We start from the raw sequence: 24,629 nt of genomic DNA on the forward strand, positions 1-24,629 counted from the left end.
TGTCCTCATTTCAGTAAAAGTGCAAGGTTTTGTTTAACATCCTATAAAAAACCCTTGCATCTATTATATCAATCATTAGTTGTAAAAGGCAGCAGAATAAGCATAGTTTATTATTCAGTAGACATTATTTATTCATAAAATGAATCGGGATTTTTTTGCCATTCTTCTTTGATATCCAGTTTGCCTTGAGCCAGTTTTAATTTGGCTGGCGTAACGTCGTTTCCTAGGATATCCACTACCGTGCTGCTCAAAAGCAATTCTTTAGAGGAGCCCCTGATAACAGTCAAATACTGCTCTCTTAAAGTGGCTTGCTCTATTCTTTCATCTTTAGTTAATCCACTTACTCTAGCTTTCTTAGCCAATTCATTAATACGAGGCAATACTCTAATCATTATTTTGGCTCCTTTCTTAATGTGTAAAATTTTAGTTTTAAAGAAGGACTTCTTATTTAACTTAGCATATCATTTTACTTACTAAAAGTAAATACCTTCCGAATAAAGTCGGCACATCCGTTAAAAATAAAATAACCTTTCAAACTTTTTATCTAGAGCAATACACAATATCAATGCTAACTTTGCAGTCGGATTAAATTGACCGGTTTCAATAGAGCTGATAGTATTTCTGGACACTCCTACGATTTCAGCTAACTCTCTTTGAGACAAACCTTTTTCTTTTCTCGCCTGTTTAATAGTATTTTTTAAAACTAATTCGTCTTTTTCCATAATAACTACTCCAGTTTATATAGTTTGTACGACATACCAAATAAGAAAAGCCAGCCCTACCATTCCAGTGAATAGACTAAAGTATAAATCTCCTTTATCTTTTCTGAGTTTATACCTATAAAATCCTCCTACAGCCATAAATGCAAAAAGGAGTGCCGCAATGTCTCCAAATGGCAAATCATTAAAAATTTGATAGGTCATAAGCAGTATTGCTAAAAAACACATAGCATAAAAACCTTGGTTGTCTGAATAGTCATTATCGTAGTCTTTTCCCTCGTCTTTCTTTTCAGAGCGGTACTTCTCTAATATTTTCTCTTTATCCATTTTCTCTCCTCCATTTTTGCCAAGTTTACTTATCAAAGTTAATTATACATTTGACAAGTAAACTTGTCAAAATTAAGTTTTACAACGTTAGACATTGGTAAGTAAAAAATACGTTTTTTTAATCTAAACCTTTTAAAAACGCATTTCTAGAAATTTCCGGAAGAATATGATGTTGCTTATAGCCATACAAAGGATGCAAAAAAAAGGAAACACTGCGGGCTTACGTCCAAGTGTATTGCTACAATTGAGCCTTTTTATTGGAGGTTGGACCATATCGTTGAGGTTTTTTTATTATATGGTAGTTAAAAGGTTGGTTTGAACCATATGTGATTAAAGAGTTTGAGGATATGGTCGTTGAGAAGCTGGTTTGGACCATATGCCGTTAACTAATTTAAAGATATGGTGGTTAAGACTTTTTTCGGCTCACTGCGGTCCATTAACTTACCATAAGCAACTCAGTAGGCCGGAGGAAATTTCTTTACTAACGCTAGAAGATGAATATCCCAAAACTATACAAAAAAAACACGTACCCCACTAGCCAAAGCTAGTCGAGTGCGTGCAAGAAAGAAAAGAATTTAAACAGGCAATTAATTATAGTTTAGCTTGCCATTTATTAGCCCAAACATTTTCGTTTGGAGTTCCTTTGAATTCTGATTTACCTTCTAATTTGTCGATGACTTGTTTGATTGTTTCATCGTTATTGTGGTATGCATTCACAAATGTTTTCACCATTGTTGCATCATGCAAATGAGTCGTGAAGTTTAGAGATACGAATACAGTTGGTACTTCGTATACGAACCAAGGAACTTCATTAGACATTGCTGTACTCCATTGGATACGGTAGTTGTTTTGTGCACCATAACCAACAATATCAGAAACTTCTAAAGCTAAATCAACGTTTTCACGGTATTCTAGCGTTTTACCTTTCACACGTGTAGAACCATCGTTTAACGTTACTTCATATCCACGAGAAGTTAGCTCATCTGTAATTTTTTGAGCTACGTCAGATCCACCTTCGTAGATTCCGCCTTTTTCACCTTCAAGCAAGTATAAACGAATGCGTTTATGTGTTTCTGGGCTGATCGGCAAGTTGTTTTGAGTATCTTTTACCAAAGTGATTCCTTTATCAGCTGCATCAGCGCGCATTTGTAAATGTTCTTCGCTACCAACAACTTCTAATTCAGATTCATCTTTTAATAAAGTGCCTTCAGCTTGTTTTGTGTGCAAGTTTAACTTAGCTTTCAATCCTAGAACACGTTGTAAAGCATCCGTCATACGTTCTTCAGTGATCACACCGTTTTGGTATCCTTTTAGCATGAATCCAAAGTCTTCATCAATGTCGTTAAAGAATAAGAACATGTCACATCCAGCAGCAATTGCTTTAGGAACATAGTCTTCACGACGCATAGCGGATGTCATACCCAACATGTGAGAAGCATCTGTAATCACCATACCATTGAAACCTAATTTAGTTTTCAATAAGTCTTCGATCAATTCAGGAGCTAATGTTGCAGGTAAGATATCTTTGTCTTCCAATGTTGGATCCAAAGCTTTTTGGTACTCCGGTAAAGCAATGTGTCCAGCCATGATCATTTCAACACCATTGTCGATGTGGTTGCGGTAAACGCGTCCGAATGAATCTTCCCATTCGTCAACAGATAATTCATTGACACCTAATACTAAATGTTGGTCGCGTTCTTCAGTACCATCACCAGGCCAGTGTTTGATACATTTGATCACTTCGCTTTGGTCTAAACCTTCAAGGTAAGCGTTAGTGTATTTGATCACGTCGTCTGCGTTCGTACCGTAAGCACGAGTGTTAACGATCGTGTTTCTCCAGTTTTTCAAGATATCCACACATGGGTCAAAGTTGACGTTTACTCCCATTGCAGCTTCTTCACGTCCTGAAACGTATCCCGCATTGTATCCCACTGTAGTATCGCCAGAAGCTTCAACTTGTGCTCCAGAAGCAATATACGTACCATCATTAGCAGCTCTGTTACCACCTGCGTCACAGTTAGCAGCTACTAATAAAGGAATTTTCGTATCTTTTTGTAGCGAGTTGATCAATTCTTGAACTTGTTTAGCCGTACCACCTTGGTAACGTGCTCCTCCAATGTGGTATTTTTCTAAGATTTCTTTATTCGTCAACGTGTTCCCGCTGAATTTATCTTCTCCGAAAAAGAATAAGTTCGTGAACAATTGTCCAACTTTTTCTTCGTCTCACATGCCAGCGATTGTGTCGTTTACCCATTTGATTTGTTCTTCGTTTAAGTTGTACGGTTTTGCTGTTAAATCTACTTTCGCCATTTTATTGAATCCTCCTTAAAGTAATTACAGTTTCGGTCAAAACTTTACTTCGAATTAAGAATATTGTTTCAATAACTCATCAAATTCTTGAATAACTGAATCTTGGTATTCGCCTGTATAGGTTTTATTTGTAAAGCGTGGAGCTGCTTCACTTGATAAACGTTTCCAAGAGAAGGATTCTTTTCCAAATAAAATCGGGTAGTACAAGACACTGTTTTTAAGCGCTGCAGAAAGATCTCCAGGAGCATCTCCAACCATTAATACTTCGTCATCTGCGTATCCATTGCATCCAGCATTCTTACTTTATTCCTTACCACCTCTAACTAATATTGTGCTTCTCTTACAAACTCGATTGAACTTATTCAGGTCATTTTAACAATATGCCATCGCTTTCAATTGACTTTTGTAGATTACTTCGCATAAAAAAAGTATCATACTTCAGCATCTAGTTCCACATTATGAAACAACTTTCGGTTTTACGAAACATTTTGCCGTATTTTTTCATTAATTTCTCATTTTTCAATGTTTTTTCAGCTTTTACAGAGTTCCGATTTCTTTATCCCTATTTTAATTGGTATAGAAAATTTACATATGTTAGCAGTTTGAGAGAGAACGTCTTTTCACTTTATTGTGCTGTTTTGAACAAATTAGCAGAAAATTATTCTAAATTCTGTTAATCGTACTTTACTATCTTGTATAATGGTTTTCTTTAGTTATGTACTATGAATAACAACGTTTTCTCTTGTCCATCTTTTATACTAATTATTTTTTCACAATATAAGACAAGGTTTTTCATCCGAAAAAGTATACAAGAGGTCTAGTTGTATTTATTCTAGTCTGATATTACCTCTTATTGTCACAATTAGTTCAAATGTAGAATTATTCGTTTCAAAATTTACGTTTATTTCTTTCCATCAACTTGTACATTGAAAAGTTATCTCATATAATAAAACTTGTTAAGATTTGGAACCGGTTAAACAGCAACCCATAATTTTTTAAAGGAGTAATAATATGGCTAATAATTCCCCAGGTAAAGTACAAACCATAGATCGAGCTTTATCTATTTTGGAGATTCTTTCCAATTATGACAATTTAAGTCTAATGGAAATAAGTGAAAAAGTGCAGCTGCATAAAGCAACTACACATCGCTTAGTGAACTCTTTACTTGAAAATGGATATATTGAAAAAGATGCAACTACAAAAAAATACCGTATTTCTTTAAAATTATTTCAATTAGGAAATAGAAGAGTACAAAATATAGATTTTTTAAATGTTGCTAAAAGTATGATTCGTCAGTTATCTCAAGAAATCAACCAAACCGTTCATTTGGTCATTGAGGATGATAACGAAGTATTGTATATAGATAAACACGATTCTCAAGATTCCGAAACTCGGATGCATTCCAGAATTGGTAAAAAAGCACCTATGTATGTCACAGCTGTCGGAAAAGCTATTTTAGCTACTAAAACCAATAGCGCTATTGTTGACTATTGGAATCAAGTTGACATCCAGCCTAAAACTACTCATACCATCACAAATCTTGAAGACTTTTTAGCAGAAATCGATACTGTTCGTCAACAAGGTTACGCGATAGACAATGAAGAAAATGAGTATGGCATCGTTTGTATAGGGGCTTCATTTGCGAGCTACAAGGATTTATCTGCAGGAGCTATCAGCATCTCCTTGCCGCTTTCGGAAGTAAAAAATAAAGATATTTACATCCAAAAAATTGTCGAAACCACTCGTAAGATTTCCAGTTTATTAGGACATTTCTAACGAGAGAAACGTTGTGGTTCACTATAAAAAAGCGGTCAAACCGAGTTGTTTCAATCGGTTTGACCGCTTTTTTTATAAAATACTTAAAATACCCCGCTACTCACTCCAATTTCTTGGACTCCAAAGGGTTCCATCAAGTTCCCCTTCCATTTGCGTTACGCGCAAAGCTTCTTCTTTGATCAATTGTTGAGTCGCAGCAATCAGAGCTTTTTGTTTGTAGTCGCGACTATTTTGAAAAACACGTTCCAATTCTTCCACTATCCACTCATTTTGATCCATACTCTTCTCTCCAATTTATTGGTTTTCTTACCCGTTCATCTCATCTAAAACCATCTTTAAACCATCTATCGTATCCCGATTCTCTTCAATAGCTTCTACCGCGTGTTGTAAAATCACTTCATCACCAGGAGCTAGCGTTTCTTTATCAGTCTTCAACAATTGATCTATCAACCAATTTTCTCTCGTCAGCAAGCTATCATCAGCTGCTCGAGTTAAAAATTGTTGGTATTCGATCAGCAAGGTCATCTTTTGGATTTCTATCATATAAGAAAATTGATAAATCAAAAAGGATTTCAAATAGGACATTCCTGTTTTAACTGCCATGGCTTGAAAAGGTTTCGTCAATTCGTGGATACTGAACGCTTCTCTTCCACCAGCTTGGTATTCAGCTTCTCTTACCCCAATCGACAGCACTAATCCGAACTCTTTCCCTTTTAATTGATGTCCGTTTTTTCCATAAGCAAATCCATCCGTCAATACTTCATCTTGCCATTGCTTCAGCATCGGCGGAGAACTGTACCAGTAGAATGGAAATTGAAATACGATACGGTCATACTCTTTCAGCAACTTCTGTTCAGCAAGCACATCTATCTTTCTATCGGGATAAATTCCTTCTAAATGATGTACTTCTACTGTGTCATTATCTGCAATCGAGCTCAACAAAAATTGCTGGGTTCCCGATTCAGTTATCTCAGGATGCGAAATAATCACCAACGTCTTCATCTGTTTATTATCCCCTCCATGTATTGAATGAATGATGCTACGTGTTTTCAATCTCGTCAAAAAAGTCTACCATATCCTTTTGCACCACAGAAATCAAAGGCAATTTATACACGGGTGTCAATCCAATGCCTAATTTACTCAACATCTCCCCAAATATTCCGGAAATCTGTTTGTAACGACCAATATTCACTACTATAGTTGGCGGTTTTACATTAGTAGCAACTAAAGCTTTAAGAAAAAGGCGCTGAATACGCTCGATTTCATCAAATTCAACCAGTTCACCCAGTACGATCTCGGTGCTTTTGGCATCCACAACCATCAACATGACAGAAAAACGAGGCCGCTCAGTTGCTTCATTTTCTACTGGCAAAGCGACATAATTTAATTCCAATTCCCAAATAGAGCTGCCGATCTTTAAAGATTCTGCCCGTCTCATCTCAAAATCGGTTATTTTAATTTCTTGCTTTTCATACACTTGAACAGCTGTACCTTGTAAAACAGTCAGCGGAACGGAAAATAAATCATCTTTATACTTTCCATTTTTTTGGTATGTACGTAAAAATACCCTCTCTTTATTTTCTTCCGTGTCGTATACATCCAACTTAGAGCGGAAGTCGTGTCCCATCTTCAACAATTTTTCCATTATTTCAATCACAAATGGTATTTCGATTGGATCAACATCGTCAGGATAAAAACCTGGTTTATAATCAATCAACACTGGCCAAGCTTTTTTTCCTCTAAATACAACACCACTGCTTTTTATTCTATCATAATCTTCTTTTTCTAAATCTGAACGATTTTCATACATTAAAGAGATGCCTTTTTGCAGGAGCAAAAAATCTAACGAGGTTTCCAAATCTCTTATTTGAGTCTGCTTTGCCATTTCAAAATAATACCTTAATTCTTCTAAATTACGGTAAAAAAGAAATCCATAATTGCCATCGCTTTTTCCTAAAATAGAGATAAAAACAGGCTCAGTTCTACTTGGAAACTGTAAAGCTAAAATGTCTGTGTCCCAATAATCTTCCCAAAACGCGGCTTGATAGAGGTCTTTAGCTAATTGAAATATTTTGGTCTCCTCTTTCATTTGACACACCCCCTGTAGAACGAAGTTAAATTTCTCGTCACTTTTCTTTATTTGTTGTAAGCTTAATTTATCTTCACTTGTTGCAAGTTTAGCTCTATTTCATTATCTCAATAATTACCTTATCCTACAACTTTATTCTCAAGCTTTTTTGTCAAATCATCTCCAAGTTACTATTTGTCCTTTGCCGAGCAAACGGTTACAATAGAGATGAAATGAACTATATTGAAATGGGAGGAAGAGTCATGAAAAAAATCATTAATGAACCATCCGCAGTCGTCGATGAAATGATCAAAGGGATGGTTTTTACTTACGACGGATTAATTGAACGTTTACCTGAAACAAACGTGATTCATCGCAAACAGTCTCAAAATGGAAAAGTAGGATTGGTTAGTGGTGGTGGTAGTGGTCACGAACCTTCACACGCTGGTTTCGTAGGCAAAGGTATGTTGTCTGCAGCTGTATGCGGAGAAGTCTTCACCTCTCCTACCCCAGATCAAATTCTAGAAGCCGTTAAAGCCAGTGATGAAGGAAACGGCGTCTTTATGATCGTTAAGAATTACTCGGGCGATATCATGAATTTTGAAATGGCTAAAGACTTGGCAGACATGGAAGACATTCCTGTCGATTTCGTGGTTGTTGATGACGACATTGCAGTTGAAGACAGCACCTACACTGCAGGAAAACGCGGAATCGCAGGTACTGTATTAGTCCATAAAATTCTTGGTGCCGCTGCAGAAGAAGGTGCCTCTCTGACAGAAATCAAATCTTTAGCGGACAAATTAGTTCCCGCTATCAAGTCTATCGGAGTTGCTTTAACACCAGCTACTAACCCTGAAGTAGGTAAACCTGGATTTGATATAGCAGACGATGAGATTGAATTTGGCGTGGGTATTCATGGTGAACCCGGTTACCGCCGAGAAAAACTGCAACCTTCAAAAGACTTGGCAGCTGAATTAGTGAAGCAATTGAAGAAAGAATTCCAATGGTCCGCTGATGAAGAGTATGCTCTGTTGATTAACGGAATGGGTGCTACTCCATTAATGGAACAATTCGTTTTCACAAATGATGTCCATCAATTATTAGAACAAGATGGTTTAAAACTGCCCTTTAAAAAAGTTGGCGATTACATGACTTCTATTGATATGGCTGGACTCTCCGTTACTTTAGTCAAATTAGAAGATACAAAATGGTTAGATTATTTAAACGCACCAGTGACAACGATCGCTTGGTAAGAAAGGAGCTCACAATATGCTTTCAATTGAAAATGTAACTAAATGGATGGATCTATTTATTGAACAACTACAAGAAAATAAAGTTTATCTAAGTGAACTGGACACCGCAATTGGTGACGGAGATCACGGCAACAATTTAGCTCGCGGGGCTGCTGCGTTGAAAGAGAAACTAGCAGATAATGAATATGAAGCTTTAACTGATTTGTTAAAAGACATCGGTATGGTTTTCGTCAGCAAAATCGGCGGAGCTTCAGGTCCTCTATATGGATCTGCTTTTATCAGTATGGCTAAAGCCAGCAAGGACAATGACGGACTAGATTTAGCTGAATTATTGGAAGCCGGTTTAGATGGTATTCAGAAACGAGGCAAAGCTGTCGCTGGAGAAAAAACCATGGTCGACGAATGGATTCCGATAGTAGACGCTGTCAAAGAAAATTCCTTAACCACCGAAATCATTGAAGAAGCTGCAGCGAAAACAGAACAAATGAAAGCTACTAAAGGCCGGGCCTCTTACCTAGGCGATCGTTCCGTTGGTCATTTAGATCCAGGCGCCATGTCCAGCAGCTATCTTTTCAAAACTATGCTAGAGGCGGGTGTATACAATGGGTAAAGAAATTGGTATTTTATTGGTTTCACACGTTGAAGAAGTGGCGCAAGGCTTAACGAAACTATTAAGCCAAGTAGCAGCTGATGTCACAATCAAACCTGCTGGCGGTACAGAAGATGGCGAAGTGGGAACTAGTTTCGACAAGATTTCTGCAGCTGTGGAAGAATTTGAAGAAGATACGATCATCGCATTTTACGATCTTGGCAGTGCTAAAATGAATCTGGAAATGGCGATTGAAACTTCAGACAAAAATATCACATTATACGATACAGCGTTTATTGAAAGTGCGTATACAGCAGCTTCTCTCTTGCAAGTGGAAGTTCCTCTGGAAGATATCGATAAACAATTAGCTGAATTGAAAGTGAAATAACGCTATAAAGAAATAGGCTATCTCAACTGAGACAGCCTATTTTTTTATATCTTATTCCCCAGCTGCACGACGTTCTTGTAAGATACGTGTGTTTTCTTCCACTTGTTTTTTGCCTAAAGGATAGATGAAGGCTAAAGCAAGAGCTACCATCAAGTAACCCAATGCAGGAACTCCAGTTGCCACTCGGTAAATATTATCTGCTACTGCTTGTGATTGAGCAGCTGCACCAGAAACAAAGCCAATAGCCGTCAATGCAAAGCCCCCTAATCCACCAGCAAATGCTTGTCCAATTTTACGAGAGAAAGAGTAAACTGCATAAATCGTTCCGTCTTCATGATTGCCAGTACGTACTTCTTGGAAGTCAATGATATCGGAGATAAATGCCCAGATAATGATGTTGAAGTAGTTCATACCTAAGTTCCCTAAGAATGAAAATGTTAAGAAAGCCCATACATTATCCAGTTTTAAGAAGAATAAAATTCCATACATTACAGCACTGAAGATCAAAGCGATTGTACCGGATTCTTTTTTCCCAAAACGTGCAGCGATTTTACTTGCAAATGGAGCCAGCAATAATATCCCTACCGTTCCAAGAACACCCGCAATAGCAAGACCTGAAGTATTCGTAAAGTAAACTGTATATAGGTAAGCATTCATTGAACCTACTAACAATTGTGCCAACAATAAGAAAATGGCCGCAGTAATGATTCCCAATAAGGCTCTATTCGTTGTCAATCCTTTAACGATGGTTTTCATTTGCTCACCCATCGACTCAGTTTCAGAAGCATCTTTTTCCGGGAGTTGGATTCTTTCCGTAGACCAGAAGTACAAAAGCGCATACAATACTAAAGCAATAATAGCAAATACACCAGCAACCATTGTAAAGCGTTCAGGAATAATCACTTGATTACCAGAACTATTGGTTGTATAAACAGCTAATGGAACAGCAAACGAGATAACGATAGATGCAATACTTGCTCCAACACTACGGAATGTAGATAAAGCCGCACGCTCTTCTGCTTTGTCACTAATAACTGAAGCCATTGAACCATAAGGAATATTGATACCAGTATAGCAAAAACTACCCCAAAATAAGTAAGTTGCATAAACGTAAATCATTTTAGCTGGCATAGACCAATCTTTTACGACATAAACAAACATCAAAAAACCACCAATAACTGCAAATGGAGCTACCCGACGTATCCATGGTCTGAATCTGCCATCTTTTGCCGGTTTAAAAGTATCAACGATGCGTCCCATCCCAATATCTGTAAAAGCGTCTACAATTCGTGCTACTAAGAATAAAGTTCCGACTGCTGCTCCGCTAATCCCTAAAACATTTGTATAGTAAACCATCAAGAACGAACTAGCAAATATAAAGAACATATCGTTGGCCATATCCCCTGCCATATATCCGATTTTATCCTTCATCCCGAAAGGACGTACATCTTTTTTTGCCGCTGTAGCTAAAGTACTATTTTCTTCTACATAACTTTCTTTTGCCATTTTATTTCCTCTTTCCTTTGTGAGTGTTATAGAATACTTTTGTTTTGTAGTATCACAATGTAATACATAGCATCATCAAAGGAAACCCTTTACAAGATTAATATCTCAAAAAAGAATCCGCTTTTTTATTTTTTTGAATAAAATATGTCTTTCTTGTGCACAGAAACACAATCAAAACGTTGCTTTATCAATGATAGCGCTATTTTTAAAAACTTCAAAAATCTAAAAGAATTTTTTTACCAGTTAGTTTAGTAGTCGAGTTTTAGTTTGGAACTTTATCGAGAAAGAAATAGTCTCGGTATTCAAGTTGTAAACTTCATCATCTAGGCGGCCTAGTTGATGTTAATTCTCTGCACTTCATCGTTAAAAAGAAACCTGACAGGAAATGTTTCTCCCTGTCAGGTTTCTTTTTAATATTAGCTGACCGCCTTCCTTTTACGCGTTGCACAATTCAGCCCGCGCTGCTTATCCTACTGAAATATAAACGACGAGAGTTAGGTAAAGAACACCTAATTCTCGTCGTTTATATTTTTTTAACGCCTTGCTTAACTTTCTATCCTAATGGTAATAATTGGTATAATAACGCGGCTACTGCTGCTCCGACTAATGGTCCTACGATGGGAACCCATGCGTATCCCCAGTCAGAGTCGCCTTTATTGGCGATCGGCAAGATTTGGTGAGCGATTCTTGGACCTAAGTCACGGGCTGGATTGATAGCATATCCTGTTGTCCCCCCTAATGAAAGTCCAATAGATACGATCAATAAACCAACTACGATCGGGTTTAATCCATCTGTAAATTCACCTTGTGTGAAAGCCAATAATCCAAATACTAACATACCCGTACCGATAGCTTCACTAACGATATTGGAAATTGGACTTTTAATTGCCGGACCTGTTGAGAAAACACCAAGGATTGTTTCAGAGTCTTCTGTTGCTTTCCAGTGAGGCATATAGTGAATCCAAACGAGTACTGCTCCAACAATACCTCCTAATATTTGTGCACCCATATAAGGCAATACTAAATCCCAGCTAAATTCTCCTGCTATAGCCATTCCTAATGTTACTGCTGGGTTAATATGCGCCGGGCTTAAAAATCCTGATGAGAAAACAGCTATTGTAACCGCTAGTCCCCAACCTAATGTGATCATCAGCCAACCTGTATTAAATCCTTTTGTTTTATTTAATACAGTGCCCGCCACAACACCGTCCCCTAGTAACACTAAAATCATTGTTCCAATAAATTCTCCAATCAACTGTTGCCATAAAGTTGTGTCCATTCTCTTTCCCTCTCTTTCAATTCCATAGTTTGAATAATTAAGACCGATTTACTTCATGTATCATATCTTCCAACTCGTCACTCATCTTCCTCTTTGTTGCTTCATCCCAGTGATAAAAATCAGCCATGATTTTGATTACCGGCTCTTTGATTTCCTGTAAATGAGGATGATCAAACAATAGTGTATCTGTTCTGCGAGAAAAATAATCAGTGGGAGTCAAAGTCATTTCGTTTTCTAAAGAATACTTCAGTGATAAACCTTCTCCGTGATTTAGTCCGTATAATTCAGTAAACGGCTCCGTTTCATTAAATATGATCTCTGCATTTGAACCATACCACTCTACTAATCGTGCGGCTTCTAATTTGGACAATCCTAACTTCGCACCTCTAGCAGAGAGCTCTTCTACATACTCTCCAAAGCCACCACCTAATGGAACATTCCCGCCAGAAAGCTTGATCGTTTTCGTTTCTACTTCTGGAAATTCTTTGCTGTTTTTTTCTTTCAAGCGTTTTTCGATCAATTTGATTGAACCCTCGGCCATTCGGCGATAATCCGTTAATTTGCCTCCAGCAATTGTCAATAATCCATCGTTTGCTTCTTTCAAAGAACTTCCGCGCGATACCGCAGAAGGGTCTTTGCCTTTTCCTTCACTGATCAAAGGTCTTAACCCTGCCCAACTAGCTTCAATATCTTCCTTGGTCAAATGAACTTCTGGAAAACGCTGGTTTACAGCTTTGAGCAGATACTCTACATCGTCATCGGTCACTTGAGGATCAGCGATATCCCCTTGATAATCCGTATCTGTGGTGCCGAAATACGTTTTGTTACGCCTTGGAACAATAAATATCATACGATTGTCTTGTAAACCAGTATCAGTATAAATAGGTCCATTTACAGGCAATCGGTTCTTGTCCACTACTAAATGAACACCTTTCGTGGGCCGCATTCGACTTTCTGTTTCCGGCAAACTCATTTTTCTTATCGTGTCTGACCAAGGTCCTGTGGCGTTGATCACCACGGTCGCTTGAATCTCAAATACTTCGCCAGTCAGTACATCTTCTGCTTTCACTCCACATATTTGATTCTCTGTATCGTAAATAAAAGCGAGAGCTCGAACATAATTTGCAATGACAGAACCGTATTCATGGGCTTTTTTCAATAATTCAAGCGTTAAACGAGCGTCATCAGAAGTGTAATCCAAATAAACACCGGACTCCAATAACCCTTCCTTATTCAGAGCTGGTTCTCTACTTAAGGTCTCTTCTCGATCCAAAAAGTAATGTTTGTATTCTTCCTGCACATCCGAAAGCTCATCATAAAGTTTTAACGCCACCTTTGCTGAAAAAGAATCAAATGAAGCTCCATGTTCATCATAGATCGGAAGCGTCATTGGAGCTGGTTGGACAATATGAGGCGCGTTATTGTAGATGATTTCTCGTTCTTGAGATACATCCGCTACCAATTCAACCTCAAATTGCTTTAAATAACGCAAGCCGCCATGAATCAATTTCGTAGAACGACTGCTTGTTCCTGCAGCAAAGTCTTGCATTTCAATCAATCCATTCGAAATGCCTTTTGCTCCAGCTTCCAACGCGATACCTGCCCCGGTGATTCCTCCACCGATGATTAATAAATCTAGTTGTGTCTGTTTCAAGGTTTCTATATTTTCTTGACGAGTCTTTCCTGAAAATGCCATGTTTCCATAACCTCCTTAAAGAACAACGTCGTGTTTCATAGTTTAGTCTTCGCTTTTTCTTAACGGTTTGTGTTTGAAGACTTTTGTAGCCTCAACAGCATTTTGCCATCCTGCATATAAGTCTTCACGTTTTTCAGCATCCATTTTGGATTCGAATGTAGCGTTCTTTTCCCAATATTTTTTGATTTCTTCTTGGCTGTTCCAAAATCCAGTTGCTAACCCTGCTAGATAAGCAGCACCTAATGCTGTAGTTTCACTCACTTTAGAACGTTCGATCGTTACATCCAGAATATCCGCTTGGAATTGCATCAAGAAATCATTGTTTGCTGCTCCACCATCAACGCGCATAGTCGTTGTTTCGATGCCAGAATCTTTATTCATCGTATCGATTACGTCTCTTGTTTGATAAGCTAACGACTCCAAAGTAGCTCTGATAAAGTGTTCCTTGGTTGTTCCACGTGTAACTCCGAAGACTGCACCACGTGCATCTTGATCCCAGTGAGGGGCACCTAATCCTGTAAAGGCTGGGACAACATAAACATTGTCCGTAGTATCTACTTTTTTAGCATATTCTTCTGATTCTGGAGATGATCTGAACAGACGCATACCATCACGAAGCCACTGAATAGCAGATCCAGCTACAAAAATACTTCCTTCTAAAGCATAAGTTACTTCTCCATTCAAACCGTAAGCAATGGTAGTTAACAGTCCATTTTTAGATTTGATAGGTTCTTTTCCGGTATTCATAATAATAAACGCACCTGTACCATAGGTATTTTTGACCATACCTTTTTCGTATCCTGTTTGCCCAAACAGTGCAGCTTGTTGGTCCCCCGCAATTCCTGCTATCGGAACTTGCTCTCCATAGAAATGCTCTGCGATGGTTTTTCCGTAAACTTCAGAAGAAGATTTTACTTCAGGAAGCATAGCTTCAGGAATATTTAAAATTTCTAAAATCTCTTTATCCCATTCTAAGTCATAAATATTGTACATCATCGTACGGCTGGCATTAGAATAATCGGTAACATGAACAGCACCGCCAGTCAGCTTCCAAACAAGCCATGTATCGATCGTTCCAAATAACAATTCACCTTTTTCAGCTCTTTCTTGAGCTCCTTCAACTTTATCCAACAACCATCTAACTTTAGTAGCAGAGAAATAAGAATCGATCACTAAACCAGTTTTTTTGTGGATCATATCTGTGTAGCCGTCATCTTTTAACTTTGTAGAAATATCATTGGTTTGTTTTGATTGCCACACCACTGCATGATAGATTGGGCGGCCATTTTCTTTATCCCACACCACGGTAGTTTCCCGTTGATTGGTGATTCCGATACTATCGATTTCACCGGGTCTAAGTCCTGACTCGATCAAAGCACCGGCAATAACCGTCAACACAGAGATCCAGATTTCATTTGCATCATGTTCTACCCAACCTGGTTCAGGAAAATATTGAGTAAACTCTTTTTGGAAGGTCCATTTCGGGTTCCCTTCCTTATCAAAAATAATAGCTCTGGTACTGGTCGTTCCTTGGTCGATCGACATGACATATTTCTTTTCCATTCTCTTGCCTCCTAAATTTTTTTCGCTTACATTCTTTTAAAATGTAAGCAGTTACTTTTAAAACTACTATAACGTTCTTTATTTAAGGAGTAAAATAATAACCTTCTTATTAGGAAAAGTTTTTTTCTCTGTCACAAATGAGTCATAATGGTTATCTTTTTACGATTTAGTGTTTCATTGTTATAATCTATATGAAGAAGTTAACGGTTGAAATCAATATCCATTCGATAAACAACTTTTTCAAAAAAAAAACAAGGAGCTGAAAATATCGTGAATAAAGCACAGGTAGACATTATCAAAAATGGCAAAGGTTTTATCGCTGCACTGGACCAAAGTGGTGGAAGTACGCCGAAAGCTTTAGCACTTTACGGTGTGGATGAAAATTCATATTCTGATGAAGATACAATGTTTGATCTTGTCCATGAAATGAGAACACGTATTATTACCTCTCCATCATTTAATTCAAATTCGATACTAGGGGCTATTCTTTTTGAGCAGACTATGGACCGTAAGATCGAAGATGACTATACAGCAGATTATTTATGGGATAAAAAAGGCATTGTCCCTTTCTTGAAAATCGATAAAGGTTTGGCAGAAGAAGCTGAAGGCGTTCAATTAATGAAGCCCAATCCAACTTTAGATGACTTATTGAAACGCGCAAACGAACGAAATATTTTTGGTACGAAAATGCGCTCTGTTATCAAAGAACCCAATAGAGACGGCATCCATCAAGTAGTAGACCAACAATTTGAAACAGCAAAACAAATTCTCAATGCCGGTTTAGTGCCGATTATTGAACCAGAAGTCAATATTTACAGTGAAGACAAAGAAAAATGCGAAAGTCTTTTGAAAGAAGAACTCTTAACGTACTTGGATCAACTGGATGACTCTCAAAATGTGATGATCAAGTTATCTATTCCAACAGTCGCTGATTTTTATAGAGAATTGATCGAACATCCTCGCGTTCTGCGAGTAGTGGCTTTGTCTGGAGGTTATCCGCGCGAAGAAGCCAACGAAAAATTGAAAAACAACACCGGCTTGATTGCCAGCTTCTCTCGTGCTCTATCTGAAGGACTATACGCTAATCAATCGGAAGAAGAATTTGATGCGATCTTAAAAGATTCTATTCAAGAAATTTATGATGCATCTGTTTCTTAATTTAAAACCAATAAAAGCCCTTTTCACTAGTCAGTAGTGGAAAGGGCTTTTACTGTAGGATGAAACAAGCTTTGCTCTTTTCTTTAAAAGTACTCTATTGAATGAGTTACTTTTTCAGCAAGTACAGGCGATCAAATTCAATGGCTACTTCATAGGCTCCGACTTCTTCTTGGATTTTCTTTTGGATAGAGGCGTGGAGGGCTTGGTTAGTAGTCTTTTCAATATTATCAGGAACTACTAAATCAAAACGAATAATAGCTGTTCCATTTTTTTCTTCCACACGAAAATCATGGAACTTAAGATTCAGTTGATAGGATTGCAAGATGCGTTTGACTTGTTTGTAAATGTTCGTTTGTTCCTCATTCTGGATTGCGATCGGGTCCAAATGACACACCAACTCTACCTCTAACTGTTCTTTAAATTCTTTTTCAATAGTATCGATTACGCGATGGGCTTCTGTCAAACTCCAGCTGTCATCGATCTCGATATGAATAGTAGCAAATGTTTTGTTTGGGCCATAATGGTGGAGCAGTAAATCATGGTAACCCACGATAGCCGTATAATTGTCTAAAAACTGCGTGATTTTTTCTATTTCTTGTTCATTTGGTCTTGGACCAAGCAAGTCATCAATTGAGTCGCGTATGATTTGGATTCCATTGTATAAAATATACACCGCAATCAATGTACCAGCATAACCGTCTATTTGCCAGCCAAAAAGAACTTCTACGATGGAGGCACCTAACACAACCAATGTGGTGTAAACATCGTTGTAACTGTCTTGAGCCGCTGCTTCAATAGCATTGGAATGGATCGTATTTGCTACTCGCTTATAGAAATACCCCTGACACACCTTTATCATCACTGAGACTATCAACAGGATAAAAACAAGCGGTGTCGTGGATAAAGGCTCTGGATTCAAGATGCGTTGAATGGAAGTTAATAAAAATTGAAATCCCACAAACATGATCCCGATGGAAACCATTAGTCCGATGATGTATTCAGAACGTTCGTGACCGTATGGGTGTTCTTTATCTGCAGGTTTGGCAGCCATATGAAAACCAAATAATGTAAGGATAGAGGACGCGAAATCTGCCACGCTATTGATTGCATCTCCTATAATAGAGACGCTTCCAGATATCCAGCCTGCACTTAATTTAAACAGAAAGAGAAGCAGGTTGGAAAATAAGCCTATTTTACCAGAGAAAATCCCAATCTGAGAACGACTCCCTTTTTTTAGCTGCTGATTAAGGTAATAATCTATCCATTTTTTCATCGTTTACAAGACTCCTAAAATATAGTATTCGTCCATTATAACAAAAGAATCGAATTTTTCACGTCATTTTTCAGCTCAGATGGTTCCTTTTTAACAACAATAAAAGAATGAGAACTTTTAGTAACCCAAAAGTTCTCATTCTTTAACTGTTGTCAAACTTAGACCACATTCAGCGTTCTTCGATTTTCTGGAAGATCAATTTTCCGATGTCCTGCATCCAAGCATACATTTGAGCTTCATCTTGGACGTCCATAGCAAGAGCTGCGATATACACTTTCTTGTCTTTGTAGCGGAATAAAGCCACATCATGCAAGACAGTGTTGTCTTCATCTGTTTTATTTAATATTTCCAGAATAGGGATATTTTTTTCGGTTAATGATCCAGGCAATCCGTTTCGAAATTGTTGATTTACTAAAGGAAATTCAATTTTTTCTTGCCACTCCAGATTCTGTTCTCCTAATTGAATGATGTCTTTCATCACTGCAATGGCTCCCTTAGGAGAGATTTCATTGGTCAAGCCAGAAGCATAATCCATCAAGTAACGTCTTAGCTTCACATCTTTTTTCCATTCTTTTGTTTCGATCCATTCTTGAATCGTTCTGAGCCCAACATGGGCGATCAATTGGTTGGTCGCTTCATGATCTGAAACAGCGATCATCATTGTCAGCAAATCTTCTATGGTCCATTTTTCGATTCGGGGCAGTAAATGCAGTACCCCTTTGCCTGCGATCCGTCTTTCCGTTGGTACAATGATTTCTTCCAGCAGATCCATTTGCCCACGAACAGCTTTTTCATAGTAAAATAAATAGATGGGCAACTTGGTCAGATTCGCTGCTGTAAACAGCTTTTCTGCTTGCCACGTTACCATTTTATCCCCTACTGAGACCATCAAGCCTTTAGTGTCTAAGGGCGTATACTGCTTGTTCACAGCAATGAGTTCTTTTTCCCATTCCATAAAGATCCCTCGCTTTCACAGAAATTAGGTGTTCCTATTTAGCTACCTAACGAAGTTCTTCCTGACACAACCATTACTCTGACTGCATTTTACCTGTTGTTTCCTCACTATCATCATATAGCTTTCTTGTCTTAAAAGCCACTGATTAGTCATCGCTCAATTTACTAACTTAGGGCAACAAAAAGTGACCGCATTCCTTTAACGGCCACTTTCCTGCTTATAATATTCCAACGACTTTTGTGCCATGTACTTCTTGCACCGCTAATTCTTGTTGGATTTCTTCTAAATTATCTTGCGTGATTCCTCCACCGGGCAAAATAATGATCCGGTCTCCAGCATAATTGATCCCTTCTCTTAATTTGACAAAATGCTCTTCAATCGGAGTAGTCAAAGGACCTCCGTGTGTTAAAATACGTGAAAAGCCTGCGTCACATAACCAATCGATAGTTTTCTGCTGAAAATCTTCCGCAATCTCATCAAATGCCATATGGAATGTCTTCTCCATGGAACCGCCATACTTAACGACTTGACGTAAAAAATCTTTGTCCAGCTCTTTCTTTTCCGTTAAAGCTCCAATAACAATGCCATGAACCCCAGCATGTTGAGCCAGTTGAATGTCTCGCAGCATAATAGCCTTTTCGATATCGTCATATACAAAATTACCGCCACGAGGACGGATGATGGCCATAACCGGAACCGCCTTGGTTTTGCAATAAGCTATTGCTTGTTCCATTACACCTAAACTGACCGTTGTTCCCCCAACAGCCAAGTTATCACACAGTTCAATTCGATCGGTTCCTTGTTGAATAGCTTTAGGAATCTTGGTGAAGTTTTCTACGCAGACTTCTTTTAACATACTATCTCCTCGTTCCTTTTGATTATCCTACTAACCGTTTTTGGCAAAGCTTATAAAAATGATGTAGTGTTCCTGTTAAACCAGCTTCTCGAGAAAAATCAAACATAGGATTTTCTTTGACTAAATACTCCTGAACCGTTCCTTCATAAATCAATTCGACTTGTTCAAGTTGTCTAAAGTCATCCGGTGTCGTCAGGTGCGGAGCTTTATCATGCAGCTGAATATCGGCTTCTTTCAGTGCATGAGCTACAAATTGTGAGCAAAAATAAGCATTGTCACGATTAAAGTCTCTGTGCAGCACGATCGCTAACAGGCCTAAAAAGTTGTACTTATATTTGTCTTTGTCTTTCTCAAATTGACTCATCATAAACTGCAGCTGTTTGTATTGCAGTGGCGTGACCTCTAAACTGTAGAGCTCACAAAAAGCTTCGTTTAATAGATGTGCTGTCACATCTTCTCGAACAAAACCTCCAAAAAACGGATTATAGACATTCTTTCTTGCGAAACTGTAAACTTGAGTCAACTGATTGTCTAAAGCTAAAGAGGCATGATTGTAAGGTTTACGTGTATATTTTTTAATCGCTGTATTCAAAACAGTTCCTGTATCCGTTAAAAGCAAGTAAATTTTCATTTTTCCCCTCTGTTTTTCATTCTATGATAGTATCTTACTACTGATTATGTACTGCTTATTCGATGCGTTCTGTTCTCTACATCTAAATTTTAGTATAGCACAATTTTTTCGTGACGCGAGCACAAAAAAACGACGATTATTCGTCGTTTTTAGGCTTATTTTATTAAGGGTAACGGATATATTGTTGCTGCCCTATCATTTGCTCGACATTTATTTTAACTCCGTAATCGAAATTCAGCTGCAGCATCTCTTCACGATTTTCAGCTTCAATTAAATCTAACGTATGTAGACTATTCTTCAATCTTTCTTTATTTTTTGTTAGTTCTTTAACAAAATACCGTTGATTTTTAGTCAACTTCTTCCATTCTGCAGTAGTTTCTAAATACGCTACATAGGCTTCTATTTCAGCATTTTTTTCCAATAACAATTTGAGCGTATCGTATTGGTACAGATTGACTATCGCAGCTGTTTTTTGTGTCTTTCTAACATCGTCTACGGTAATCTCTTCCCGAATCAATACATCTTTTTCATAATAGTCCTTGTATTCTAAAATGCATTGATTGTATTCCTGGTGCCACTCCCACAGTTTTTGGTAGGCTTGATGTCCTGCAATGACCTCTGATAGTTCACTATCCACAGGAATCGCTAAAGGAAGCGTATAATAATCTAGATCGATTTTCAAGTGGTCTTCTCCAATAGAAAAAATATTTTTGCTGATATCGGCAAATGTAGACAAGTATGTCTGTGCTTCGTAAGCTTCAGCTTTCACTTCTTCTCCATCCAAAGTAAAATAAGCTGTCCCTACACTTTCTCCACCTTTAGTAAATCCTGTCATATAATACAATTTTCCATTTACACGGTAAGAAATCGGATTGATAAACGTTCCTTCTGTCCATGTTCTGAATTTCTTCATTCTTTTTGTTAACTGTTTAATGGTATTTTTATCCATTTTTTTCTCCTCATACTTTTTTTCTAATTGAATTCCAATCCAGTATAGCAAACTTTTTACTGGTAATCGTCAAAAAAGCACCGAAAGACTTCGCTGCTTTTTCACCGATAGTTATAAAATTACTATTTTGTTTGTTGGAGAGTCTACATTAATAAGCAGTTAATCCGCCATCTACAATAAACTCAGAACCTGTTGAATAGCTGGATTCATCAGAAGCTAAATACAATACAAGGTTGGTTACTTCCTCAGACTGAGCAACTCTTTTCAATGGAATTTGTTTTGCAAAAGCCTCTATAACAGCCTTTGTATCTTCTTGAACCACCATCGGAGTTGCAATCACACCTGGATGCACTGAATTAACACGGATACCATAATTGGCACATTCTCTTGCAGCAGCTTTTGTCAAACCGCGAACAGCAAATTTAGTATCAGTATAGCCAACAGCTCCCCCAACGATACCGTTCATAGAAGAGATATTCACAATAGAACCGCCACCGGCTTTTTGCATAGACGGAACCACTGTTTTCATTCCTAAGAATACAGAAACTTGATTGATCTCCACAATGCGGCGGTAATCTTCTTCCGTTGTGTCTAGTAGAGATTTGCCATTGTGATGCCCGTATTGTTGACTAAGACATCCACTGGTCCAAATGTTTCTTCCGTTTTAGCAACAACAGCAGCCCACTCTTCTGCAATAAAGCGTCTTGCATGAGACTCACCCATACCTTGAGCAGCACCAGTAATAATGATAACTTTTTCTTCTAAACGAGCCATAAAAAAACTCCAGTTCCAGTAATAAAATCATTTTTATTTTTTAATGTTATTTCAATAAACCCTAGCTTCTTTCAGTGCTTCCGTACCTTTAGGAGTAATTTCTAAATAAATCGCTCTACAATCATTCTTATCATACATCCGTTTTACCAATTCAAGCTTGGCCAGTTTTTCTGCCATTTTTGTACTCGTACTTTTGGAATACCCTAATGGTTCAGTCAAGTCAATGTGCTTTACCGGACCTTTGGCTTCTATCTTACTTAAAACACTAATGGTTGATATGCCAATAGGATAAGAAAAATCTTTAGTAAATCGAACAATATTTCCATTGATTACCTGTTCAATCATATGAGTTAGTTTGAAAATATTCGTTGCATTCTCCATTTAAACCTCCTATGAAGCTATAACCTGCGTACTAATTTTGACCAGTTTCCACGGTCAACTAAATACGCTTACAAAATAACAGTAGAGCAATGATTGTTAGGAACTTCAGACTGGTTGACCCTCCTTTATAACTCAATTGTTTCTATGTAAACAATTTAATTTAGAAGTATCTAGCTAAATTAAATTATTTGTCCTATATTTTGAGGTTCCATATTGGCACATATGCAATTAGAAGCAGATGAATGCTTTATACATTCCCCTGCCTCTAATACCCTATTTCTTTTCACATCCATACGTCACTTTGATAGCCATCTTTATGCTCTAAAGAATGTTTTACTTTTGCAGGTATTCTGTCTGTATTTCCTGCTTGAAATAACTTTAATGATATTCATCCAGAATTTGTTGGGTAATCTCTTGGGGCGTTCCGCTGGAAATAATTAAATCTGTATCTTCAGGCGATTCCAGCTCTTTAGTTGCTTGACAGAAATCGATTCTCTTTTCAATGGATTCTAAAGTATCGCCTCTATTTTTCATACGTTCTATCATTTCTTCTTCGGTAATTTGAAAAAAGATCACTTTCGTTTCCTTTGCAAATTGTTCCTTCATCACACGAGCGCCATTTTTATCTAAGGTCACTTGCACTGTGTCGTACTTTCTCAACTTGCTTTCGACTTCTCTCACAGATAAACCATAAATATTCTCAGCATAAAAAGTTTGTTCAATAAACGGTTCTTCCTTCATTTGTTCGTTGGTTCGGAAATAATAATGGATTCCATTCTCTTCTCCTAAACGCGGCTTTCTTGTCGTTGACGTTACCAATTTAGGGATACCTTTTTCGACCAGCAAATCACTCACGGTTGATTTCCCGCTGCCGCTCGGTCCAACTAAAACCAAAATCCTTTTCTGACTTGGCATTTCCTTCCTCCTTGTTATTTCTCGATAGTGTTTTTATTGTACCAAAAAAGACTTGAAAGGTTGATTAATTTATATTAAAAATCAAAAAAGAAGAGATTATGGCAAATCCATCTGTAAACAGGAAGAGACCAGTTTTTTTCTGCGTTTTTCCTTTGACAAAAGAATAAATATAGTGTAAATTGTTCTAGGTGCGAATTTTAATTAGATGCAAATCTTTAAAAGTTCGTGTTTTTTTGTGTGCTAATAGAGCAACACTAAATAAAGAAACGAGGAATAATCATGAAAATTTTTGATTACGAAGACGTTCAATTGATCCCTAATAAAAGTATTGTAAGAAGTCGTTCAGAATGCGACACTACTGTTACTTTAGGAAACCATACATTTGCATTGCCTGTTGTTCCGGCGAATATGCAAACTGTTATTGATGAAGAATTAGCTGAAAAATTAGCGGCCAACAATTATTTCTATGTTATGCACCGCTTTGATGAAGCCAGCCGTATCCCATTTATTGAAAAAATGCACGCTAAAGGTCTTTTTGCTTCTATTAGTGTAGGAGTAAAACAAAACGAATATTCATTTATCGAAGAATTAGCTGAAAAAGCATTGATCCCAGAATATATCACGATTGATATTGCTCATGGTCATTCACAATCGGTTATCGATATGATCCAACACATCAAAAAACATTTGCCAGAATCATTTGTGATCGCTGGAAATGTAGGTACTCCAGAAGCTGTTCGTGAATTGGAAAATGCTGGAGCAGACGCTACAAAAGTCGGCGTGGGTCCTGGGAAAGTTTGTATCACGAAATTAAAAACTGGATTCGGTACTGGCGGTTGGCAATTAGCGGCTATCAATTGGTGTGCTAAAGCTGCGCGCAAACCGATTATTGCTGATGGTGGAATCCGTGATCACGGTGACATCGCTAAATCAATCCGTTTTGGTGCTTCAATGGTCATGATCGGTTCATTATTTGCAGGTCACGAAGAATCTCCAGGACACACGATTGAAAAAGACGGTAAAAAATACAAAGAATACTTTGGTAGTGCTTCTGAATACCAAAAAGGCGAACGCAAAAACGTCGAAGGTAAGAAAATCATGCTTGAACACAAAGGCAGCATCAAAGATACCTTAGTTGAAATGAAACAAGACTTACAATCCTCTATTTCATACGCTGGCGGAAAAGATCTCGAAGCCATCCGTAAAGTAGACTACGTACTGGTTAAAAACTCAATCTTTAACGGAGACCGCTAGAGAGCGGAA

At 37.7% G+C, this 24,629-nt stretch carries 24 protein-coding genes and 2 pseudogenes; 6 read left to right on the plus strand and 20 right to left on the minus strand.

Annotated elements, in window-relative coordinates; genetic code table 11:
* Nucleotides 1-128: 128 nt before the first annotated feature.
* From ACEN4I_RS05510 to ACEN4I_RS05530, 5 genes and pseudogenes are all read right to left on the minus strand, one after another.
* The gene (locus ACEN4I_RS05510; RefSeq protein WP_407102310.1) at nt 129-392 is read right to left on the minus strand and encodes a DUF896 domain-containing protein; all 264 of its coding nucleotides are present in this window, start codon (nt 390-392) and stop codon (nt 129-131) included.
* A 120-nt stretch (nt 393-512) separates the two neighbouring features.
* Nucleotides 513-722, minus strand: a complete 210-nt coding sequence (locus ACEN4I_RS05515) for a helix-turn-helix transcriptional regulator (RefSeq protein WP_407102311.1) — start codon at nt 720-722, stop codon at nt 513-515.
* A gap of 15 nt (nt 723-737) precedes the next feature.
* Nucleotides 738-1,046 carry a DUF6442 family protein gene (locus ACEN4I_RS05520; protein WP_407102312.1) on the minus strand — a complete coding sequence of 103 codons (309 nt, stop codon included), beginning with the start codon at nt 1,044-1,046 and terminating at the stop codon, nt 738-740.
* A 591-nt stretch (nt 1,047-1,637) separates the two neighbouring features.
* Nucleotides 1,638-3,356 (minus strand): annotated as a pseudogene (locus ACEN4I_RS05525) (glycoside hydrolase family 3 protein).
* Between the two features lie 54 nt (nt 3,357-3,410).
* Entirely contained in the window at nt 3,411-3,614 is a 204-nt protein-coding gene (locus ACEN4I_RS05530; RefSeq protein WP_407096421.1) for a hypothetical protein, read from the minus strand.
* Nucleotides 3,615-4,367: 753 nt separating this feature from the next.
* On the opposite strand from ACEN4I_RS05530, the gene ACEN4I_RS05535 reads away from it, so the two are divergent.
* Nucleotides 4,368-5,132, plus strand: coding sequence for an IclR family transcriptional regulator (locus ACEN4I_RS05535; RefSeq protein ID WP_407102313.1), 765 nt, complete (start codon nt 4,368-4,370; stop codon nt 5,130-5,132).
* A gap of 96 nt (nt 5,133-5,228) precedes the next feature.
* Here ACEN4I_RS05535 and ACEN4I_RS05540 read toward each other — a convergent pair whose 3' ends face one another.
* Genes ACEN4I_RS05540 through ACEN4I_RS05550 form a run of 3 tightly spaced genes read right to left on the minus strand, consistent with a single transcriptional unit; the run spans nt 5,229 to nt 7,221 of the window.
* Nucleotides 5,229-5,411, minus strand: a complete 183-nt coding sequence (locus ACEN4I_RS05540) for a hypothetical protein (protein ID WP_407102315.1) — start codon at nt 5,409-5,411, stop codon at nt 5,229-5,231.
* Nucleotides 5,412-5,438: 27 nt separating this feature from the next.
* Nucleotides 5,439-6,134, minus strand: a complete 696-nt coding sequence (locus tag ACEN4I_RS05545; RefSeq protein ID WP_407102317.1) for an NAD(P)H-dependent oxidoreductase — start codon at nt 6,132-6,134, stop codon at nt 5,439-5,441.
* A gap of 37 nt (nt 6,135-6,171) precedes the next feature.
* Nucleotides 6,172-7,221, minus strand: coding sequence for a DUF6930 domain-containing protein (locus ACEN4I_RS05550; RefSeq protein ID WP_407096417.1), 1,050 nt, complete (start codon nt 7,219-7,221; stop codon nt 6,172-6,174).
* Nucleotides 7,222-7,463: 242 nt separating this feature from the next.
* Between ACEN4I_RS05550 and dhaK the strand changes: the two genes are divergently transcribed.
* The 3 genes from dhaK to dhaM are packed head-to-tail and all read left to right on the plus strand — an operon-like array spanning nt 7,464 to nt 9,430.
* Nucleotides 7,464-8,453 carry a dihydroxyacetone kinase subunit DhaK gene (dhaK, locus tag ACEN4I_RS05555; RefSeq protein ID WP_407102318.1) on the plus strand — a complete coding sequence of 330 codons (990 nt, stop codon included), beginning with the start codon at nt 7,464-7,466 and terminating at the stop codon, nt 8,451-8,453.
* A 16-nt stretch (nt 8,454-8,469) separates the two neighbouring features.
* Nucleotides 8,470-9,063, plus strand: a complete 594-nt coding sequence (dhaL, locus tag ACEN4I_RS05560; protein ID WP_407096415.1) for a dihydroxyacetone kinase subunit DhaL — start codon at nt 8,470-8,472, stop codon at nt 9,061-9,063.
* Complete coding sequence (dhaM, locus tag ACEN4I_RS05565) at nt 9,056-9,430, plus strand: dihydroxyacetone kinase phosphoryl donor subunit DhaM (RefSeq protein ID WP_407096414.1); 375 nt, start codon at nt 9,056-9,058, stop codon at nt 9,428-9,430. Before dhaL ends, dhaM begins: the two co-directional genes overlap by 8 nt.
* Nucleotides 9,431-9,481: 51 nt before the next feature.
* Here dhaM and ACEN4I_RS05570 read toward each other — a convergent pair whose 3' ends face one another.
* From ACEN4I_RS05570 to glpK, 4 genes are all read right to left on the minus strand, one after another.
* Nucleotides 9,482-10,936 (minus strand): MFS transporter, encoded by a 1,455-nt coding sequence (locus tag ACEN4I_RS05570; RefSeq protein ID WP_407102319.1) that lies wholly within the window; start codon nt 10,934-10,936, stop codon nt 9,482-9,484.
* A gap of 553 nt (nt 10,937-11,489) precedes the next feature.
* On the minus strand, nt 11,490-12,215 hold the full coding sequence (locus ACEN4I_RS05575; protein WP_407102320.1) for an MIP/aquaporin family protein: 726 nt from the start codon (nt 12,213-12,215) through the stop codon (nt 11,490-11,492).
* A gap of 37 nt (nt 12,216-12,252) precedes the next feature.
* On the minus strand, nt 12,253-13,911 hold the full coding sequence (locus ACEN4I_RS05580) for an FAD-dependent oxidoreductase (protein ID WP_407102321.1): 1,659 nt from the start codon (nt 13,909-13,911) through the stop codon (nt 12,253-12,255).
* Nucleotides 13,912-13,953: 42 nt separating this feature from the next.
* Nucleotides 13,954-15,474, minus strand: a complete 1,521-nt coding sequence (gene glpK, locus ACEN4I_RS05585) for a glycerol kinase GlpK (RefSeq protein ID WP_407102322.1) — start codon at nt 15,472-15,474, stop codon at nt 13,954-13,956.
* 270 nt (nt 15,475-15,744) lie between these two features.
* On the opposite strand from glpK, the gene ACEN4I_RS05590 reads away from it, so the two are divergent.
* Nucleotides 15,745-16,632 carry a fructose bisphosphate aldolase gene (locus ACEN4I_RS05590; protein WP_407096409.1) on the plus strand — a complete coding sequence of 296 codons (888 nt, stop codon included), beginning with the start codon at nt 15,745-15,747 and terminating at the stop codon, nt 16,630-16,632.
* 106 nt (nt 16,633-16,738) lie between these two features.
* Here ACEN4I_RS05590 and ACEN4I_RS05595 read toward each other — a convergent pair whose 3' ends face one another.
* The 8 genes and pseudogenes from ACEN4I_RS05595 to ACEN4I_RS05630 all read right to left on the minus strand — a co-directional run bounded on the left by ACEN4I_RS05595 (nt 16,739) and on the right by ACEN4I_RS05630 (nt 23,366).
* Nucleotides 16,739-17,905, minus strand: coding sequence for a cation diffusion facilitator family transporter (locus tag ACEN4I_RS05595; RefSeq protein WP_407102323.1), 1,167 nt, complete (start codon nt 17,903-17,905; stop codon nt 16,739-16,741).
* 169 nt (nt 17,906-18,074) lie between these two features.
* On the minus strand, nt 18,075-18,860 hold the full coding sequence (locus ACEN4I_RS05600) for a serine hydrolase (RefSeq protein ID WP_407096407.1): 786 nt from the start codon (nt 18,858-18,860) through the stop codon (nt 18,075-18,077).
* A gap of 217 nt (nt 18,861-19,077) precedes the next feature.
* Entirely contained in the window at nt 19,078-19,716 is a 639-nt protein-coding gene (locus ACEN4I_RS05605) for a copper homeostasis protein CutC (RefSeq protein ID WP_407102324.1), read from the minus strand.
* Between the two features lie 22 nt (nt 19,717-19,738).
* Entirely contained in the window at nt 19,739-20,347 is a 609-nt protein-coding gene (locus tag ACEN4I_RS05610) for a hypothetical protein (RefSeq protein WP_407096405.1), read from the minus strand.
* 163 nt (nt 20,348-20,510) lie between these two features.
* Nucleotides 20,511-21,296: a hypothetical protein gene (locus tag ACEN4I_RS05615; protein WP_407102325.1), complete on the minus strand. Its 786-nt coding sequence runs from the start codon at nt 21,294-21,296 to the stop codon at nt 20,511-20,513.
* Between the two features lie 148 nt (nt 21,297-21,444).
* Nucleotides 21,445-22,070: pseudogene (locus ACEN4I_RS05620) on the minus strand (SDR family NAD(P)-dependent oxidoreductase).
* 51 nt (nt 22,071-22,121) lie between these two features.
* Entirely contained in the window at nt 22,122-22,451 is a 330-nt protein-coding gene (locus tag ACEN4I_RS05625; RefSeq protein WP_407096403.1) for a MarR family winged helix-turn-helix transcriptional regulator, read from the minus strand.
* A 378-nt stretch (nt 22,452-22,829) separates the two neighbouring features.
* Nucleotides 22,830-23,366, minus strand: a complete 537-nt coding sequence (locus ACEN4I_RS05630; RefSeq protein ID WP_407096402.1) for an AAA family ATPase — start codon at nt 23,364-23,366, stop codon at nt 22,830-22,832.
* 279 nt (nt 23,367-23,645) lie between these two features.
* Here ACEN4I_RS05630 and guaC point away from each other — a divergent pair, with 279 nt between their 5' ends.
* Nucleotides 23,646-24,620 (plus strand): GMP reductase, encoded by a 975-nt coding sequence (gene guaC / locus ACEN4I_RS05635; RefSeq protein ID WP_407102326.1) that lies wholly within the window; start codon nt 23,646-23,648, stop codon nt 24,618-24,620.
* Nucleotides 24,621-24,629 lie beyond the last annotated feature (9 nt).

Source organism: Desemzia sp. FAM 23990, from assembly GCF_045528485.1.
Classification (GTDB): domain Bacteria; phylum Bacillota; class Bacilli; order Lactobacillales; family Carnobacteriaceae; genus Desemzia.

Coding starts and splice junctions, on each gene's coding strand:
- ACEN4I_RS05510 (WP_407102310.1), bottom strand. CDS start 392: ATGATTAGAGTATTGCCTCGTATTAATGAATTGGCTAAGAAAGCTAGA.
- ACEN4I_RS05515 (WP_407102311.1), bottom strand. CDS start 722: ATGGAAAAAGACGAATTAGTTTTAAAAAATACTATTAAACAGGCGAGA.
- ACEN4I_RS05520 (WP_407102312.1), bottom strand. CDS start 1,046: ATGGATAAAGAGAAAATATTAGAGAAGTACCGCTCTGAAAAGAAAGAC.
- ACEN4I_RS05530 (WP_407096421.1), bottom strand. CDS start 3,614: ATGGTTGGAGATGCTCCTGGAGATCTTTCTGCAGCGCTTAAAAACAGT.
- ACEN4I_RS05535 (WP_407102313.1), top strand. CDS start 4,368: ATGGCTAATAATTCCCCAGGTAAAGTACAAACCATAGATCGAGCTTTA.
- ACEN4I_RS05540 (WP_407102315.1), bottom strand. CDS start 5,411: ATGGATCAAAATGAGTGGATAGTGGAAGAATTGGAACGTGTTTTTCAA.
- ACEN4I_RS05545 (WP_407102317.1), bottom strand. CDS start 6,134: ATGAAGACGTTGGTGATTATTTCGCATCCTGAGATAACTGAATCGGGA.
- ACEN4I_RS05550 (WP_407096417.1), bottom strand. CDS start 7,221: ATGAAAGAGGAGACCAAAATATTTCAATTAGCTAAAGACCTCTATCAA.
- dhaK (WP_407102318.1), top strand. CDS start 7,464: ATGAAAAAAATCATTAATGAACCATCCGCAGTCGTCGATGAAATGATC.
- dhaL (WP_407096415.1), top strand. CDS start 8,470: ATGCTTTCAATTGAAAATGTAACTAAATGGATGGATCTATTTATTGAA.
- dhaM (WP_407096414.1), top strand. CDS start 9,056: ATGGGTAAAGAAATTGGTATTTTATTGGTTTCACACGTTGAAGAAGTG.
- ACEN4I_RS05570 (WP_407102319.1), bottom strand. CDS start 10,936: ATGGCAAAAGAAAGTTATGTAGAAGAAAATAGTACTTTAGCTACAGCG.
- ACEN4I_RS05575 (WP_407102320.1), bottom strand. CDS start 12,215: ATGGACACAACTTTATGGCAACAGTTGATTGGAGAATTTATTGGAACA.
- ACEN4I_RS05580 (WP_407102321.1), bottom strand. CDS start 13,911: ATGGCATTTTCAGGAAAGACTCGTCAAGAAAATATAGAAACCTTGAAA.
- glpK (WP_407102322.1), bottom strand. CDS start 15,474: ATGGAAAAGAAATATGTCATGTCGATCGACCAAGGAACGACCAGTACC.
- ACEN4I_RS05595 (WP_407102323.1), bottom strand. CDS start 17,905: ATGAAAAAATGGATAGATTATTACCTTAATCAGCAGCTAAAAAAAGGG.
- ACEN4I_RS05600 (WP_407096407.1), bottom strand. CDS start 18,860: ATGGAATGGGAAAAAGAACTCATTGCTGTGAACAAGCAGTATACGCCC.
- ACEN4I_RS05605 (WP_407102324.1), bottom strand. CDS start 19,716: ATGTTAAAAGAAGTCTGCGTAGAAAACTTCACCAAGATTCCTAAAGCT.
- ACEN4I_RS05610 (WP_407096405.1), bottom strand. CDS start 20,347: ATGAAAATTTACTTGCTTTTAACGGATACAGGAACTGTTTTGAATACA.
- ACEN4I_RS05615 (WP_407102325.1), bottom strand. CDS start 21,296: ATGGATAAAAATACCATTAAACAGTTAACAAAAAGAATGAAGAAATTC.
- ACEN4I_RS05625 (WP_407096403.1), bottom strand. CDS start 22,451: ATGGAGAATGCAACGAATATTTTCAAACTAACTCATATGATTGAACAG.
- ACEN4I_RS05630 (WP_407096402.1), bottom strand. CDS start 23,366: ATGCCAAGTCAGAAAAGGATTTTGGTTTTAGTTGGACCGAGCGGCAGC.
- guaC (WP_407102326.1), top strand. CDS start 23,646: ATGAAAATTTTTGATTACGAAGACGTTCAATTGATCCCTAATAAAAGT.